This is a genomic window from Brucella sp. HL-2, assembly GCF_025846885.2.
Taxonomy (GTDB): Bacteria; Pseudomonadota; Alphaproteobacteria; order Rhizobiales; family Rhizobiaceae; genus Brucella; species Brucella quorumnocens.
Genome location: NZ_JAOYTK010000006.1, coordinates 1 through 14,295, shown reverse-complemented (window position 1 = coordinate 14,295; position 14,295 = coordinate 1). Strand labels below are relative to the sequence as shown.

Here is a 14,295-nt window from a genome sequence, read left to right as displayed (position 1 = left end):
CGCGAAATGTCGAAACCTCTGTTTACAAAACTGGCCCCGTGGATATTCGCGGGGCCAGCCGTCCTTTCAGTCATCATTTTCCTGTATGGTCCGATCGTAGCCTCGGCGGTTCTGTCGGTTGTCGACTGGAACCTGCTTTCAACCGATGTCAGCTTCGTTGGGTTCGACAATTATAAAAGCATCTTTGCCGATGCCGATTTCCGGCTCGCGGCCTGGAACACCGTGCTTTATTGCGTCATTCTTGTTCCGGCCCAGATCATTCTGCCGCTCATCATCGCAGTGATGATCCATGCAGTGCAGGGCTCGAAGCTGGAGCGCGTCTATCGCGGGGCTTTCTTCCTGCCCACCATATTGGCCTATTCGGTCGCTGGCGTGACATGGTCGTGGCTGCTTAATCCGGTCAATGGTCTCTTCAACGAGGTGCTCGTCTGGTTCGGCCTACCCACGTCGATGTGGCACATGGACCCTAGTCTGGCGCTTTTATCTGTATCAGTCGTCACCTTCTGGAAGAGCTTTGGTCTCAACATGCTGCTGTGGATTGCAGCACTTGCCAACGTCCCCCAATCCTTGCGCGAGGCATCGCGACTGGATGGTGCTGGCGCATGGCGACGCTTCTTCACCATCGAGCTGCCGCTGATCACGCCGACTGCGTTCTTCATTTCCGTCACGACCGTATTTTCGGTGCTCGACGATATTGTCGGCGTCGTTGACGTGCTGACAAATGGCGGGCCAGCGGGCCGTAGCTCAAATCTTCTCTACTTCCTCTGGCAACAGGGTTTGCAGTTCTTCCAGTTTGGCAGAGCAAGTGCCGTCGCCATGGTCATCATTGTTGCGGTTCTTCTCATCACATGGGCGCAGTTCCGCTTCGGCGAAACGCGGGTGCATTACCAATGACCGCCAATTCTTTCAGCGCCACGCTGCAGCGTGGCACACTTCACATTCTACTCATTGTGCTGTCGCTCATCACGCTGTTTCCATTGCTATGGATGGTGACATCTGCGTTCACACCCAATGCACTGATTGCCCAGAAAGCTTTGCGGTTCTGGCCTGAGCAGATGACTTTGTCGAATTTCCAGCTTGCGGCGGATCGCTATCCGATCTGGTGGTGGCTGTTTAATTCGGTCATCACCTCGGGGGCTATCACGCTGGGCAAGCTCATCATCAGTCTGCCAGCAGGCTATGCCTTTGCCCGAATGGAGTTTCGCGGCAAACATTTCCTGTTTTGGGTGGTGATTGCCACCATGTCCTTTCCGACCGTTCTCGCAATCATTCCCACCTATATCGCAGTCGTTAAGATACAGGCCTTCGATACCTATTCGGCCATGATCATCCCTTCGATCCCCTATATCGGCTTCTATGTCTTCTATTTCCGGCAGTCGTTCCGTTCGCTACCCGACGAAATGTTCGAAGCAGCGCGCATCGACGGGTGCGGAATCTGGAAGCAATTCAAGGATGTGGCCATTCCCAACGTGTTACCGGCGATTGCCGCCCTTTCCGTAATTTCCTTTATGGGCGCCTGGAACATCTATCTTTGGGGCCAACTTGTTCTTGAAGATACGGGACGAAAGACCCTTACCACCGGTATTGCGATGTTTGCCGATGTCGATGGCGCGGAAACACCATGGGGACCGTTGATGGCGACCAGCCTTCTATCCGTACTACCGGTGCTCGGCATGTTTCTTCTGGCGCAACGCTACATCGTTGAAGCATTCTCTGCCGGAACAGGAGAGAAATAATGGCGCGTATTCTGGTTATCGCTCATCTCAACCATGACCGCATCTGGGAACTGACGGGGCCTCTTCAATCAGGTGCACGCATTTCGTGGCGCAACCGCGAGGTTACACTTGGTGGCGGCGGATACTTCACCGGCTTACCTTTTCTCAAATTGAAGCATGACGTGGCGCTGGTCAGCTCGCTTGGCAATGACGCACTGGGAAGCGAAGCGCGGCAGTTTCTTGCGACCATTGGTTTCGACATGCGGCATGTCATGTCGCGCGACGCCGCGACCCACCTCACCGAGATTTTTCTGGAGCCATCGGGCGAACGCACGATCCTAACGGCGCATGACGGTCCTATGCGACAGTTCATGCTCGACGGGGAAGCGGACGCGGACGCCGCTTATATCAACTGTTTCAACCCTGATGCGAAGATCATCAGCGCTTTGAATTCCATTGCATTGGTTGCGTCGCAATTTCCCCTTTCGGAAACATCCGCGCCTCGCCCCGCTGATCTCATGATTGGTTCGCGCGGCGACTTTCCCGGTCTCGACGACAATGCACTCTGGCAAAAAGCGTCCGTCTTATGCTGCGCAAGATTGAAACATCTCGTCATGACGGACGGTGCGCGCTCCATCACTATCTATGACGGCAAGGAAGCCCAAACCGTTCAACCCATGCGACATGCGCGGGTGAAAAGCACAATCGGCGCAGGCGATCATTTTTCAGCCAGTCTTATCTCCGCAATGTTGGAGGGAATGACGGTGGAAAATGCGGCCCGTGCAGCAAGTGAAGCGACCACCGAATGGCTTGAACAGCGTGACCAGCAATCGCTGGAAGCTATCTGATTAGCAATTGTGATTGAGCAGATATGGCAAGCGCGAACAATATCCCGCAGCTTGCCAGGAATGGAGAAAAATGGCCGGGATTATTCTGAAAGACATTAAGAAGGTCTATGCGGGTGGCGTGGAGGCCGTAAAAGGCGTTTCCATCGATATCCGTGCAGGCGAATTCATCGTTCTGGTCGGGCCGTCAGGCTGCGGAAAATCCACGCTTCTGCGGATGGTCGCTGGTCTTGAAACCATTTCAGGCGGAGAAGTCAGCATTGGCGGTCGCGTGGTCAATGAGGTTGAACCTGCAGATCGCGACATCGCGATGGTGTTCCAGAACTATGCGCTTTATCCGCATATGAGCGTCTATAACAATATGGCCTATGGCTTGCGTAACCGCAGAACGCCAAAAGCCGAAATCGAGACGCGGGTTGCAGAAGCAGCGCGTATGCTTGAAATTGAACCCTATCTTGATCGCAAGCCAAAGGCCTTGTCCGGTGGTCAGCGCCAGCGCGTTGCCATGGGGCGCGCAATCGTGCGCAAGCCTTCCGTCTTCCTTTTTGACGAACCACTATCCAATCTCGATGCCAAACTGCGCGTAACAATGCGCGGAGAAATCAAGCATCTGCAAAGACGGCTCGGCACAACCTCGCTTTACGTGACGCATGATCAGCTTGAAGCCATGACACTCGCGCATCGGCTGGTCGTGTTGAACAAAGGAAGCATCGAGCAGATTGGAACCCCGCTTGAGGTCTATCACAATCCGGCCTCCACATTTGTCGCAAGCTTTATCGGCTCGCCTGCCATGAACTTGCTCAATGCCCATCGTGAAGGCGACCGACTGATGATCGGTGAGGCGGTCTTGCAGCTTTCAGGAACTCTGCCGGCATCTGGTCCGGTGACGGTCGGTATCCGGGCGGAAGATCTTGTTCCTGCGCAGGACGGCGCGAATGCCATCAGCTTCAACCTTGATCATATCGAAGAACTTGGCGCCCAGCGGCTTGTGCATGGCATGGTTGGAGAGCAGCGCATAACTGCAGCCTTCCCGCCTCACCTCGCGATTAGCGATCATATGCAATTAACCGCGGCTGCCGATAAATTGCATTTCTTTTGCGCGAATACAGGCAAACGGCTGGTTGCAGGCGTCCGAAAGGCAATTGCGCAAACCACATCAAACCTGTCCCTTGTCTGAAGGTGAGATGCGCGATCTTTTCTGTTTTTACGCACATCTTGTTCCGAAAACCGGTGCCACTTTTCGGGATGTGCCCTAGCTGGATTTTTTCAAGAGCCACGATGTGGCGCTGTGGGAGCAATTCATTTATGTATCGCTAACGCCAACTAACATCCCTGGAGTTCGAAAGTGATCAACATTAAGAAATGGTCTTGCGGAATTGCGTTTGGTCTAAGCTTGGTATCCCTGCTTTTTTCTCAAGCTCTGGCCGCGTCATCGAACTCGGGAGATCTGTCTGCCAAAGAGCGTACTGAACTGCAGCAGTCCGCCGGTATCAGTTGCGATGCAAAAAATAATGATGATTGCACTGCCGGCAATATTGAAAGCGGCGATTATTACAACGTGCGGATCTATAGCGACTGCGCAATTGCAGCTTACTTTGGTCGGATAAACGAGAAGCCTGTGTCTCTGCGGAAAGATGTCGCGACAACAGGTACGGAAGGTAAAACAGAGGGGGCGTTGGCACCCGAACAATTGGTTTGCATCAAGGCGGCGGCACAAGTGAACGCCACAGATAAAGAGTATTACGTCATGGCGCTCCCAATGGACCATGGTCCAGAGTGTAAAGGCGAAGAGCTGTGCAAGAAGCCCCGGTCACTTCCTGAAAACTATCAAAAGACGATGGGTAACTGCCAGATGGATAGCCAGAATAACTATCGCGGTTGTCCACAGGGATGGGTTTTTGCAACTGAAATGGAAGCCTATTCGAATGGGCTACCGGGTGCACAATAACTAATTGCACCGCAGCGAACCTCGCCAACCGCTTTTCTAAATCACGAACGCAAAGCTGATGCCGCACTCATGCGGAGCGTCATCAGTGCGGGGACCAGCGAAACCAGCGCCGCAACTATGATAAAGCCCACCGCAAGCCAGACATCGCTCATCGCGAATTCCACTGGCATTTTAACCGCCGTGGTTGCCGTGAGCCATGATGTGATGGCATTTGCGACGGCATAGCCGAGTGCCAGTCCCAGGCCGATTCCAAGCAGTAGCAGTAAGAACAGCTCGCCCCAGACGATCGCCATGATAGAGCGAACCGGCGCGCCCAGTGCCCGCAACGCGCCAATCTGGCGTTTGCGCGCGCCGATATGCATGACCGCAACCAGCAACAAGGCGAATACCACAATGCCTTGCGTGCCGACCGCTATCCCCAGCAGCAGACTGCGGGCATCGCCCAGCGTTGAATAAAGCCTTGTGAGAACCTCTGCCGGAAAGATCGCCAATGTACGGTCAGAGCGATATTCCTGCCGCAGCCGATAAGCATCAGCAATTGTCTTCGGCTTGACAAGAATAGCTGGAACGCCGGGGCTATCGGCATCGAAAACCTCGTCAAGCGGTGCATTGATGTCGATCTCGTGATCATGATCGTGCGGCTTTTCATTGACCAGAACGCCAAATCCGTTGCCTGACTTTTCAGTATGATCAGCATGGTCGTGCTCTTCATGCGCTTCCATGCCATGCAGCTGCCAGACCGTGCGAATTGGCACAAGAATGGCACGATCCCACGCCGTTCCAGTCGGCGCCATTTTTCCAGCTACTTGATAGCTGACTTCACTATGCGCGTGTCCGCCGGTTTCGACAGTGCCGTGCATTGGGTTGACCCTGGCACCAACAGGCAAATCAACTGCGGAACCGATCACCGCCTCGCCCAAACGCGTGAACTGCGCACCTTCGGCGAGCTTTGGCGACAAGGCAGAAATGAGCGCGGTTGTTGTCCCCACAATCGGAAAGCCCATGGCGCTGTCGCCAAAGCCGATAGGTGCCGCGAAAGCCACGCGGTTGTCATTGGCGAGCTTGCCCAGCATCGCGCCAGACATCAGAGGCAAGGGCGACGGCTGCAGAAAGACCGACGAAAGTGTAAGCTGCGTGTCGCTTCCTGCCGCACCGATCACCAAATCGAATTTATCCGACGCACGCGCCGTGCCAAGCCGCACAGCCCGTTCCTGCAAGGTTACGACCGAACTTAAAGCAACCGACAAAGCCAGCAGAACGATGATGGCGACGGCACCACTCCAGAAGCGGCGCAGATCGGCAAGAATGAATGCGATCATGACAATTCCATCTCCGTGCTGTCACTTGCAATCTTTCCGCCTTCAAGGCGAATGCGGCGCTGCAAATATTGCATCAGCTGCGGATCATGCGTGACGACAACCAATGTCGCCTTTTCTTCGGTCGCAAGCCGCACCAGAAGCTCGGCAACATCGGCACCGGTTTTCTGATCCAGACTTGCAGTCGGCTCATCGGCCACGATAACACCGGGCTTTGAGAGAAGCGCGCGCGCAATGGCCACACGCTGCATCTCGCCACGCGACAGGGTTTCGATATGTTGTGCGGGACGCGCAATGCCAACTGTTTCAAGCAAGTTGAGCGCCCGCTCGCGATCAGCGGTTTTCACGCCACGGCTTAGTTTGAGCGGCAAAAGTACATTGGCGAGTGCTGACAGGCCGGGAAACAGATGAAAATCCTGCATCACCAGCCCGATGTTCCGCGCACGAAACGCATCGCGCTTGAAGGCAGACAAGCTGCTGATTTCCGTTTCGCCCCACACGACTTTCCCGGTCTTCACAGGCTCAAGGCCGGTTATGGCATTGACCAGCGTGCTTTTGCCCGAGCCGGATGCTCCAGTGATCGCCAGATGACCGCCAGTAATCAGGTTGAATTTTTCAATGGAAAGGACAGGCAAAGCCAGCCCCGGAAATCGCACTTCCAGATTGGCAATATCGAGCGAAAGCCCGGAAGGCTTGGCGAGCATCATCATCAGACCGTTTTGAAAGAAGCGTTACGCAGGCGAAGCTGACTGACAAAGCCGGTTTCAGGATCAGTCCACGAGCCATATTCAAGCGTACCGCGCGTCAGGATAGGCGCATTGAACTGCACAAATGTCTGTTTGGACGCCAGATAAACCACCATGATATTATCCGGCCAATCGGAATCCGACGAGCAGAACGGGCAGATCGACATCGGAATTTCGGTCAGAACGAAGAAATTCGCTTCGGCTTTGAGTGGCGGCGCCATAAATCCGCTGATCGCCACTTCCTTGCCGGAAGCGCTTTTGACCTGATCGGAAAACTCAAGACCCAGCACGCCAAAGCTCTTATAGAGATTATCGAAACCAAGCTGCTCTGCGGCATGTGCCCTGTTTGCGATGCACATCAAGGGCGCGGTTGCCAATGCACCAAGCATCAGTTGCCTGCGATTGAAATGCGGTCCTGTGCGCATCTTGTCCTCCTGAAGAGAAGTGGACAGGCGGATTGCCCGCCTGCCCTCGTTCAAACGATGATTACTCGGACTTTGCCTTGCCGAGCGCGAAGGTGTCGGCCAGCACACGGTAAACGTCGCTCTGTTCCATGTAGCCGCGCAGGCCTTCGGAACCCGGACCCGTTGCCTGCAAAACAACGTCATCGACAGCGTGAACGCCGGTGTCATCTTCTTTCGGGATATTGCCCTGAACGAAAACCGCACCCGGAACGTCCTTGTAGGCCTCGTTGGCTACATATTCGCCCTTTTCATTCTTCACGGCCGGTACGAAAGCGCCATCCATTTTCGGGCGGAAGGTTTCGTAATGATCCGGGCCGTTATTGGCCGAAAGGAACAGACGACGCGATACATCCACACGATCCGGATATCCGTCACCATTGGTGTCTTCGTAGTTCGGGAAACCGGCATTGTCATAAGTGCCGACTTTTTCGCGCATTTCATCGCCCGGCTTTTCATCATCGACCGTACCAATGATCGCAACACCATGGGTATGATCGCCGGTGACAATGATCAGCGTATCCGGGTTCTTTTCAGCGAATTCACGAGCAACCCCCACCGCCTTGTCGAACTCGATTGTTTCGACCAGCGCACGGTCCCAATCAAGCGGATGGCTCATCTTGTCGACCGATGCGCCTTCAACCATCAGGAAGAAGCCTTCTGGATTCTTAGAGAGCTTTTCCAAGGCCGTCTTGGTCATTTCGACCAGACCCGGCTGGTTCGGAAACTTGTCGACGGTGCCTTTTTTGAGGAACTCGCGATCAAGCGTCACGTCCATATTGCCGGTGTGGAAAAGACCAAGCAGCTTGTCCTGATTGGACGTAGCTGATGAAGCAAGCTCGTCCTTGCTTGTGACCAGCGCGTAACCTGCATCCTTGAACAGCTGAATGTAATCCTTGTCGTCCTTGCGCTTGGAACCCGGAACGTCCTTGGCAAGGAAGTAAGCCGAACCACCACCCAAAAGCACGTCTGGCTTCACGTCATACATCATGCTGACGATATCGGCCTTGTCGGAACGCTTGCGTGTGTGTGCGACCAGCGCAGCGGGAGTTGCGTCCTGAAGCTCCGAGGTCGAAACGATACCAATCGATTTGCCGGTTTCGCGACGCATTGCTTCTGCAATGGTTTCGACCTTTGGATCGTCCTGGCTATCCGGCGTGCGGTCGGCATAGACGCCAAGTGCATTCACGCGCGACTTATGCCCCGTCATGTAAGCCGACATGGTGTTGGCACTGTCGGTTGCTATCGAATGGGTCGACGAAGTGCCGATGAAAGCGACTGGCGGAATATCGTCCATGTTCAGACGGCCATTCGCCTTACCCTCAGTCATGCCCTTCGACATGATGCGGGCACCCGTGCGGTGAGCGACCGAAAGACCATCGGCAATCAGGAAGATGATATTCTTGGCCTTGGCTTCATTGCCGGTCGAATAAACATCCCAGTTGACGGACTTGGTTTCATCACCAGCAGAGACTTCAACCTTGTAATCGCCAGCCTTGCCGATTTTCAGGCCGCGCAAAATCAGAGCGGAGCCCAGAACCTTGTCTTCAGCGCCTTTTTCTTCAGCGGTAAACTCGGACTTGCTGCCAAATACAGCCTCATAGTCCTGACCATTGACCGTGACCTTCACGTCTTCCGGCTTGACGACCTTATCGAACTCAACCTTGAAATCGAATGGCGAATTGACAAGAATTGTCGCCCGGTCAATCGGATAGACGGTTGCAGCACCAGCCGCAGTCGTCAGCATGGTTGCCGAAGCGAGAGCAAGAAGCAGTTTGCGCATATCAGAAATCCCCACTGTTTAATGCGTGTGGGGGTTCAAATAAGAAAGCTAGATGACACTGGTATAACAGCCAGCCGATTTATTCATAAAACTTAGTTTGCCGGCTATTCCGAATGACGGGCGGTTTTGAATAGGCGCTTCATTCCTCTGTTTCATCCGTTTGTAAAAAACATGAACTAGTTGTCTGCGGATCAATCAGACAGGTGACAAATAATGCGCAAAACATTTTCGATCATTTCATTGGCAGCACTTTTGCTCAGCACGGCCATGCCCGGCTTTGCACAAGATAAGGCCCCTGCTCTGATTGGCGAATTTGTTCTGCCGACTGGTCTGAAACTCAATGGCCTGGAATTTGGCGGCATTTCCGGCCTCGATTACGATCCAGCACAAAATGTCTATTATGCGATCTCTGATGATCGGTCGGAAAAGGCCCCTGCCCGTTTCTATAAGCTCAAGCTCGATATTGATGCATCCGGCATTCACGCATTGGATATTCTGGAAACAACCACCCTGCTTGATGCCGAAAATAAGCCTTTCAGCATCAAGGATGTCGATGCGGAAAGCATTCGCTTTAATCCAGCAAGCCAGACGCTCTACTGGTCCAGCGAAGGCGACCGCAAAGGCAAGCCCTCTGTCCGTGAAATGAAACTCGACGGCACTTTTGTTCGCGAATTCACACTGCCGGACGTCTATCTGCCAGATGAAAACAAAACACGCGGCACGCGTAACAATCTGGCTTTTGAAAGTCTCGCCATTTCTGCCGACGGCAAGACGCTTCTGGCTGGCACAGAAAATGCGCTGGCTCAGGACGGCGACATCGCAACACTCGAACATGGCAGCAAATCGCGCATTATCTCGTTCGACATTGCATCGGGCGATGTGACCGCAGAACACGTCTATGAAACTGATCCGATTTTTGCAAAAGCGACACTGCCGCCTTTTTGGAACGACAATGGATTGAGCGAATTTGTAACCGACGGTGCGGATCTTCTCACGGTTGAAAGATCTTACGCCCACGGTGTCGGCAACCGCATCAGCATCTATCGCGCATCGTTCGATGGCGCCACCGATGTCACCGGCAAAGCATCCTTACAAGGTCTCACTGCGACACCGCTCAAGAAGGAACTGCTTCTGCGTCTGGATGAAGGAACATTCGGCCTCGACATCGACAATATCGAATCCATCACATGGGGGCCGGAAATCGATGGTGCCAGAACACTCGTCATTGCCTCCGATAATAACTTCAATGCCGGTCAGTTCACGCAGTTCGTGGCAATCAGACTGCCATAGGACCGACGCGGTGACATGAAATGGATTTCACAGTAAAGCACATTAAAACAAAGGCTTAGCGTGATAATGAAGGATAAAATTCAACAGGATATGTTTTAAGCTCTGTCATCAAACCTTTATCGTGATGATAACCACACGTCACAGGGTGCCTTTAAGGACCATTGCGTTTGTTTTCGCAATTTAGGGGGTTCCTATGCGCCTTGGTTATCTTCTCGCTTCCATTGCTACGATCGCTATGACGTCTTCAGCGATGGCTGAAGAGGCATTTACCGCTAAACTGGCAGGTCACGCTTACCTGCCAGCGCTGACGCTGATCACACCGCCTGCCGATGCCCCCCGTGATGCGTGGGTTTCCGGCAAGTTCACCGGCAAGACCCGCAACGACAAGCCAATGAGTGTCATGGGTGACGTTGGCAAAGCCTATGGCAGCCACACCACCGGCATCTCCCTTCCCTTCATCGGCCAGCCTGTGCAGGGCATGTCGGGCTTTGCAATGAATCGCGCGGCCGACGGCAGCATTTTCACGCTGACCGACAATGGTTTTGGCACCAAGGCAAACAGCCCCGACGCGCTTTTGTTTTTCCACCGCATGAAGCCAGATTTCGAAACCGGCAAGGTTGAGCGCGTGGAATCGGTGTTCCTCAGCGATCCCGATAAGAAAGTGCCATTCCGTATTGCTTATGAAGGCACAGACAGCCGTTATCTGACCGGTGCTGATTTTGATCCGGAAAGCATTCAGTATCTCAATGATGAAATCTGGATCGGTGACGAATTCGGTCCTTACATCATTCGCGCTGGTCTTGATGGCCGTGTGAAAGCCGTCTACCCCACCCTGCTCGATGGCAAGCAGCTGATGGGTTCGGATACTCCGGGCGTGGTTGTGCCTGCAGTTGCCGGCAAGGATTTCCGTGTTCAGCGTTCGGGTGGCTATGAAGGCATGGCGCTGCAGCCAAAGACCAACCAGCTCTGGGCCATGCTCGAAAAGCCGCTTTTTGACGAAAACGGCAAGCCGGAAGGCGATTTCCTGCGTGTGATGACTTTCGACACCGACAAGGGTGAATGGACCGGCAACAGCTATCGTTTCCGTCTGGCTGAAGGCGCAACCGCTATCGGCGATTTCAACTTTATCGACGACACCCGCGCGCTGGTCATCGAGCGTGACAATGGCGAAGGCGATCCAAGCCTTGAATGCAAGACCGACGATCTTTCGGCCTGCTACCCGCTGCCAGCCAAGGTCAAGAACATCGTTCTCGTCGATACATCGAAGATCGACGCAGACGGCTACATCCATCGTATCGGTCATATCAATCTGATGGACATTCAAGACCCTGACAACAAGGCAATCCTGAAGACCGCAGCAGCACGCGACCTCAAGAGCAAGTTCACCTTCCCGTTCTTCACTATTGAAGACGTGATGCGCGTTGACGATACGCATATCCTGATCGGCAATGACAACAACCTGCCATTCTCGGGCGGTCGTCAGATCGGCGAAGCCGCGAACAACGAGTTCATTCTGCTCGAAGTCGCAGACTTTCTGGCCGCTAAGTAAAATCCAGCCCCTACATTTCGCTGTATCACAAACTGAAACCACGGGCGGGCATTGCATATTGCAGTGCCCGCTTGCACATTCTGCGAATTAGAGCCTGCCTCCCAAAAGCTGGAACCGCCTTCGTAGGGAAATCAGTCCACCGGACTGATTTCTGATCCCGCTACGATGGGATAAAGACATGCGTTAAAACAAATAATGAGACGCATTTCTAACCATTCATATCCAATAAGAAATGCTCTAAAGACATTGCTCATTCAAATGGCCGACGGACCGCAAAGAGTAGAGAAGCAGAATGAGCGTGAGAGAGATCGTCAAATATCCGGATGCTGGTTTAAAAGCTATTGCCGCGCCCGTCACGGTCTTTGATAATGATCTACGCATGCTTGCACAGGACCTGCTCGATACGGTGCGTGCCGCTCCCGGTATTGGTATCACTGCCCCGCATATCGGTGTTCTGACACGCGTGGTGGTGCTCGAGCTTTCAGGCCCCGGCAGCGCCAAGACCTACATTAATCCTGAAATCATTTGGGCTTCCAATCAGAAGATCCGCCATCAGGAAGGCAGCGTTTCGATGCCAGGCGTGGTGGACGATGTGGAAAGACATGCCCGCATCCGTATTCGCTATCAGGATCTGGACGGCAATGAGCACACGGAAGAATCCGACGGTTTGCTTGCGGTCTGTCATCAACACGAGATTGATCAGCTCGACGGCATTTTCTGGATACAGCGTCTGTCAAAGCTCAAGCGCGACCGGCTCATCAAGCGTTATCAGAAGCTCAGTAAGTAAGCGTTCGGGAATCGCGCAAATAGCGCCTCGTTGAGCCGCTCTCTGATCGTTATGCGTACTCGGGGCATATTTGTTGGCGAGGATTTTTTTTGAGTCAAGAAAAGGCTCGGTCGACCTTAGCACGCATATGTGTCTTCATTTCAGGATTAAGAGTCAAGCGCATCCAGCGTGTCTCGGGCGGTTGTAACCAGTTTTGTACTTTTGTGTCCAATTGCCAGTCACGATCGTTAGAGTGAGCAAACATAAGCATGTTGATATTGACATCATTTGGTGCTATTTATGACGCCTAAGCAAGGAGTCAGATTATGCGCTCAACTATCAACCTTGATGACAATCTTTTAGAAAAAGCCAGATTGTTGACCGGAACGAAAGAGACAGCCGCTTTAGTCCGACAAGCGCTAGAAACACTTGTACGACTAGAGACTGGTAAACGCCTTATCGCCCTTGGAGGCACGATGCCGGACGTTGAAGCAGCTCCTCGCCGCCGGAGCTCAGTGACGAAGTGATATTGGCAGACACTTCAATTTGGATTGACCATTTCCGCGGCGGAGATAATGAGCTCATTAAGATTATCGGTGATGATCTTTTGCTTTGCCATCCAGCGATTATTGGCGAACTTGCGTTGGGCAGCCTCCGAGACAGGACAAGTGTCTTGGCTTTTTTGAATGAGCAGCGTGAAGCTCAAGTCGCAACACATGACGAAGTCATCACCATGATTGAAAAGCACTGCATTTTTAGCATGGGTATTGGCTATACTGATGCCCAACTGCTGGCGTCAGTTCTTCTCGACCGGCGAACATCACTATGGACCCGAGACAAGCGTTTAAAGGTTGCGGCTGAAAAAGCCGGCGCACGACTTTACGAGCCGCTTCACAATTAATAATGAAACGACGCTATCCATTTCACGGTTGGTATTGAGAATGAATATTGCGATCAACGATGAAAATGATCGATCCAATCATCTGATTGCCAGTCAAGAACATAGATCACACCGATCAATTTTAATCAGCAGCAATGGTAGCGTGCCGTTGCATTCATTATCGGGATGGTGATCTTCAAAATGACGGCTTGGTCAGCATCAGCCATATGATGGCCAAAACTGCTGCAAATGCAGGAAAGCCAAAAGCAAACCAGCAGCGATAGAGACGATGATAGGCCGCCGGCAGGGCTTTTCCCTCTGCAGCGGCCCGACGAGCCATATCCCGCAACCGGATTTGCATCCACACAACTGGTAACCAGAATACTCCAACAAAGATGTAGAGCGCCAACGACAGTCCAATCCAACCGGACAAGACGGGCCATCCAACTGCACGTGCAAGCAAATAGCCGGTGACTGGCTGGAAAATGGCAGCAGTTGCGGTGAAAACCGTATCAGCCAACACGACGATGCCACCGACATGAGCAATCAACCGCGGGTCTGCCGATCGATTTGAGATAACCATGAAAAACGCGATACCCGCGCCGGTGCCAAGTAGCACCGTTGCACCGATCACATGCAGAAAACGCAAAATATCATAGGTCATCGCGCCTCCAGCATCATCGCAACGATAGCCGCCAAAACAATAGCTGGAACCACTTTGACCATCGGTCCAAGAGGATCAAGCCACAGATCTGGCGCAACCACCAGACAGCCGAACAGATAGCAGGCCGAAAGCGCTATCATTCCAACCGCTGCCAGGCGCGTTGCGGAACGCCAAAGGATCCCCAGGCCCAATGCGATATCTGCAAATGCGCCACCATACACTGTAATACCCGCCAACCACGCCGGAACGTGATGTCCTTCGAGAATAGCCATAGCGCGCATCGGCGAGATTAATGCGAATAGCCCCGACACGCACCAAAACAGCGCAAGCGT

At 53.2% G+C, this 14,295-nt stretch carries 16 protein-coding genes; 10 read left to right on the top strand and 6 right to left on the bottom strand.

Annotated features, from left to right (window positions below):
- Window positions 1-6: 6 nt before the first annotated feature.
- The 5 genes from OIV19_RS10080 to OIV19_RS10060 all read left to right on the top strand — a co-directional run bounded on the left by OIV19_RS10080 (window position 7) and on the right by OIV19_RS10060 (window position 4,508).
- Window positions 7-894 carry a carbohydrate ABC transporter permease gene (locus tag OIV19_RS10080; protein WP_264231554.1) on the top strand — a complete coding sequence of 296 codons (888 nt, stop codon included), beginning with the start codon at window positions 7-9 and terminating at the stop codon, window positions 892-894.
- A complete protein-coding gene (locus OIV19_RS10075) occupies window positions 891-1,736 on the top strand; it encodes a carbohydrate ABC transporter permease (RefSeq protein ID WP_264231553.1) in 846 nt (281 codons plus the stop codon). The genes OIV19_RS10080 and OIV19_RS10075 overlap by 4 nt, the downstream gene beginning before the upstream one ends.
- Window positions 1,736-2,563 carry a PfkB family carbohydrate kinase gene (locus tag OIV19_RS10070; protein ID WP_264231552.1) on the top strand — a complete coding sequence of 276 codons (828 nt, stop codon included), beginning with the start codon at window positions 1,736-1,738 and terminating at the stop codon, window positions 2,561-2,563. The genes OIV19_RS10075 and OIV19_RS10070 overlap by 1 nt, the downstream gene beginning before the upstream one ends.
- A 70-nt stretch (window positions 2,564-2,633) precedes the next feature.
- Window positions 2,634-3,737: a sn-glycerol-3-phosphate import ATP-binding protein UgpC gene (locus tag OIV19_RS10065; RefSeq protein WP_264231551.1), complete on the top strand. Its 1,104-nt coding sequence runs from the start codon at window positions 2,634-2,636 to the stop codon at window positions 3,735-3,737.
- A 168-nt stretch (window positions 3,738-3,905) separates the two neighbouring features.
- Window positions 3,906-4,508, top strand: coding sequence for a hypothetical protein (locus OIV19_RS10060; RefSeq protein ID WP_264231550.1), 603 nt, complete (start codon window positions 3,906-3,908; stop codon window positions 4,506-4,508).
- A 41-nt stretch (window positions 4,509-4,549) separates the two neighbouring features.
- On the opposite strand, the gene OIV19_RS10055 is transcribed toward OIV19_RS10060, so the two are convergent.
- The 4 genes from OIV19_RS10055 to OIV19_RS10040 form a co-directional block, all read right to left on the bottom strand.
- Window positions 4,550-5,827 (bottom strand): ABC transporter permease, encoded by a 1,278-nt coding sequence (locus OIV19_RS10055; RefSeq protein ID WP_264231549.1) that lies wholly within the window; start codon window positions 5,825-5,827, stop codon window positions 4,550-4,552.
- On the bottom strand, window positions 5,824-6,534 hold the full coding sequence (locus OIV19_RS10050) for an ABC transporter ATP-binding protein (protein ID WP_264231548.1): 711 nt from the start codon (window positions 6,532-6,534) through the stop codon (window positions 5,824-5,826). The genes OIV19_RS10055 and OIV19_RS10050 overlap by 4 nt, the downstream gene beginning before the upstream one ends.
- A complete protein-coding gene (locus tag OIV19_RS10045; protein WP_264231547.1) occupies window positions 6,534-6,995 on the bottom strand; it encodes a hypothetical protein in 462 nt (153 codons plus the stop codon). The genes OIV19_RS10050 and OIV19_RS10045 overlap by 1 nt, the downstream gene beginning before the upstream one ends.
- Before the next feature lie 61 nt (window positions 6,996-7,056).
- Window positions 7,057-8,814, bottom strand: a complete 1,758-nt coding sequence (locus OIV19_RS10040; RefSeq protein ID WP_264231546.1) for an alkaline phosphatase — start codon at window positions 8,812-8,814, stop codon at window positions 7,057-7,059.
- A 213-nt stretch (window positions 8,815-9,027) separates the two neighbouring features.
- On the opposite strand from OIV19_RS10040, the gene OIV19_RS10035 reads away from it, so the two are divergent.
- The 5 genes from OIV19_RS10035 to OIV19_RS10015 all read left to right on the top strand — a co-directional run bounded on the left by OIV19_RS10035 (window position 9,028) and on the right by OIV19_RS10015 (window position 13,320).
- Window positions 9,028-10,104 (top strand): esterase-like activity of phytase family protein, encoded by a 1,077-nt coding sequence (locus OIV19_RS10035; protein WP_264231545.1) that lies wholly within the window; start codon window positions 9,028-9,030, stop codon window positions 10,102-10,104.
- Window positions 10,105-10,297: 193 nt separating this feature from the next.
- Window positions 10,298-11,653: an esterase-like activity of phytase family protein gene (locus OIV19_RS10030; protein WP_264231544.1), complete on the top strand. Its 1,356-nt coding sequence runs from the start codon at window positions 10,298-10,300 to the stop codon at window positions 11,651-11,653.
- Window positions 11,654-11,945: 292 nt separating this feature from the next.
- Window positions 11,946-12,440 carry a peptide deformylase gene (locus OIV19_RS10025; RefSeq protein ID WP_264231543.1) on the top strand — a complete coding sequence of 165 codons (495 nt, stop codon included), beginning with the start codon at window positions 11,946-11,948 and terminating at the stop codon, window positions 12,438-12,440.
- A 305-nt stretch (window positions 12,441-12,745) separates the two neighbouring features.
- Window positions 12,746-12,946, top strand: a complete 201-nt coding sequence (locus OIV19_RS10020; RefSeq protein ID WP_264231542.1) for a type II toxin-antitoxin system VapB family antitoxin — start codon at window positions 12,746-12,748, stop codon at window positions 12,944-12,946.
- The gene (locus OIV19_RS10015; protein WP_264231541.1) at window positions 12,943-13,320 is read left to right on the top strand and encodes a type II toxin-antitoxin system VapC family toxin; all 378 of its coding nucleotides are present in this window, start codon (window positions 12,943-12,945) and stop codon (window positions 13,318-13,320) included. Before OIV19_RS10020 ends, OIV19_RS10015 begins: the two co-directional genes overlap by 4 nt.
- A gap of 175 nt (window positions 13,321-13,495) precedes the next feature.
- On the opposite strand, the gene OIV19_RS10010 is transcribed toward OIV19_RS10015, so the two are convergent.
- Window positions 13,496-13,963: a DUF2269 domain-containing protein gene (locus OIV19_RS10010; protein WP_264231540.1), complete on the bottom strand. Its 468-nt coding sequence runs from the start codon at window positions 13,961-13,963 to the stop codon at window positions 13,496-13,498.
- A partial coding sequence (locus OIV19_RS10005; protein ID WP_264231539.1) for a DoxX-like family protein occupies window positions 13,960-14,295 on the bottom strand: 336 nt, incomplete at its 5' end. The genes OIV19_RS10010 and OIV19_RS10005, both read right to left, overlap by 4 nt.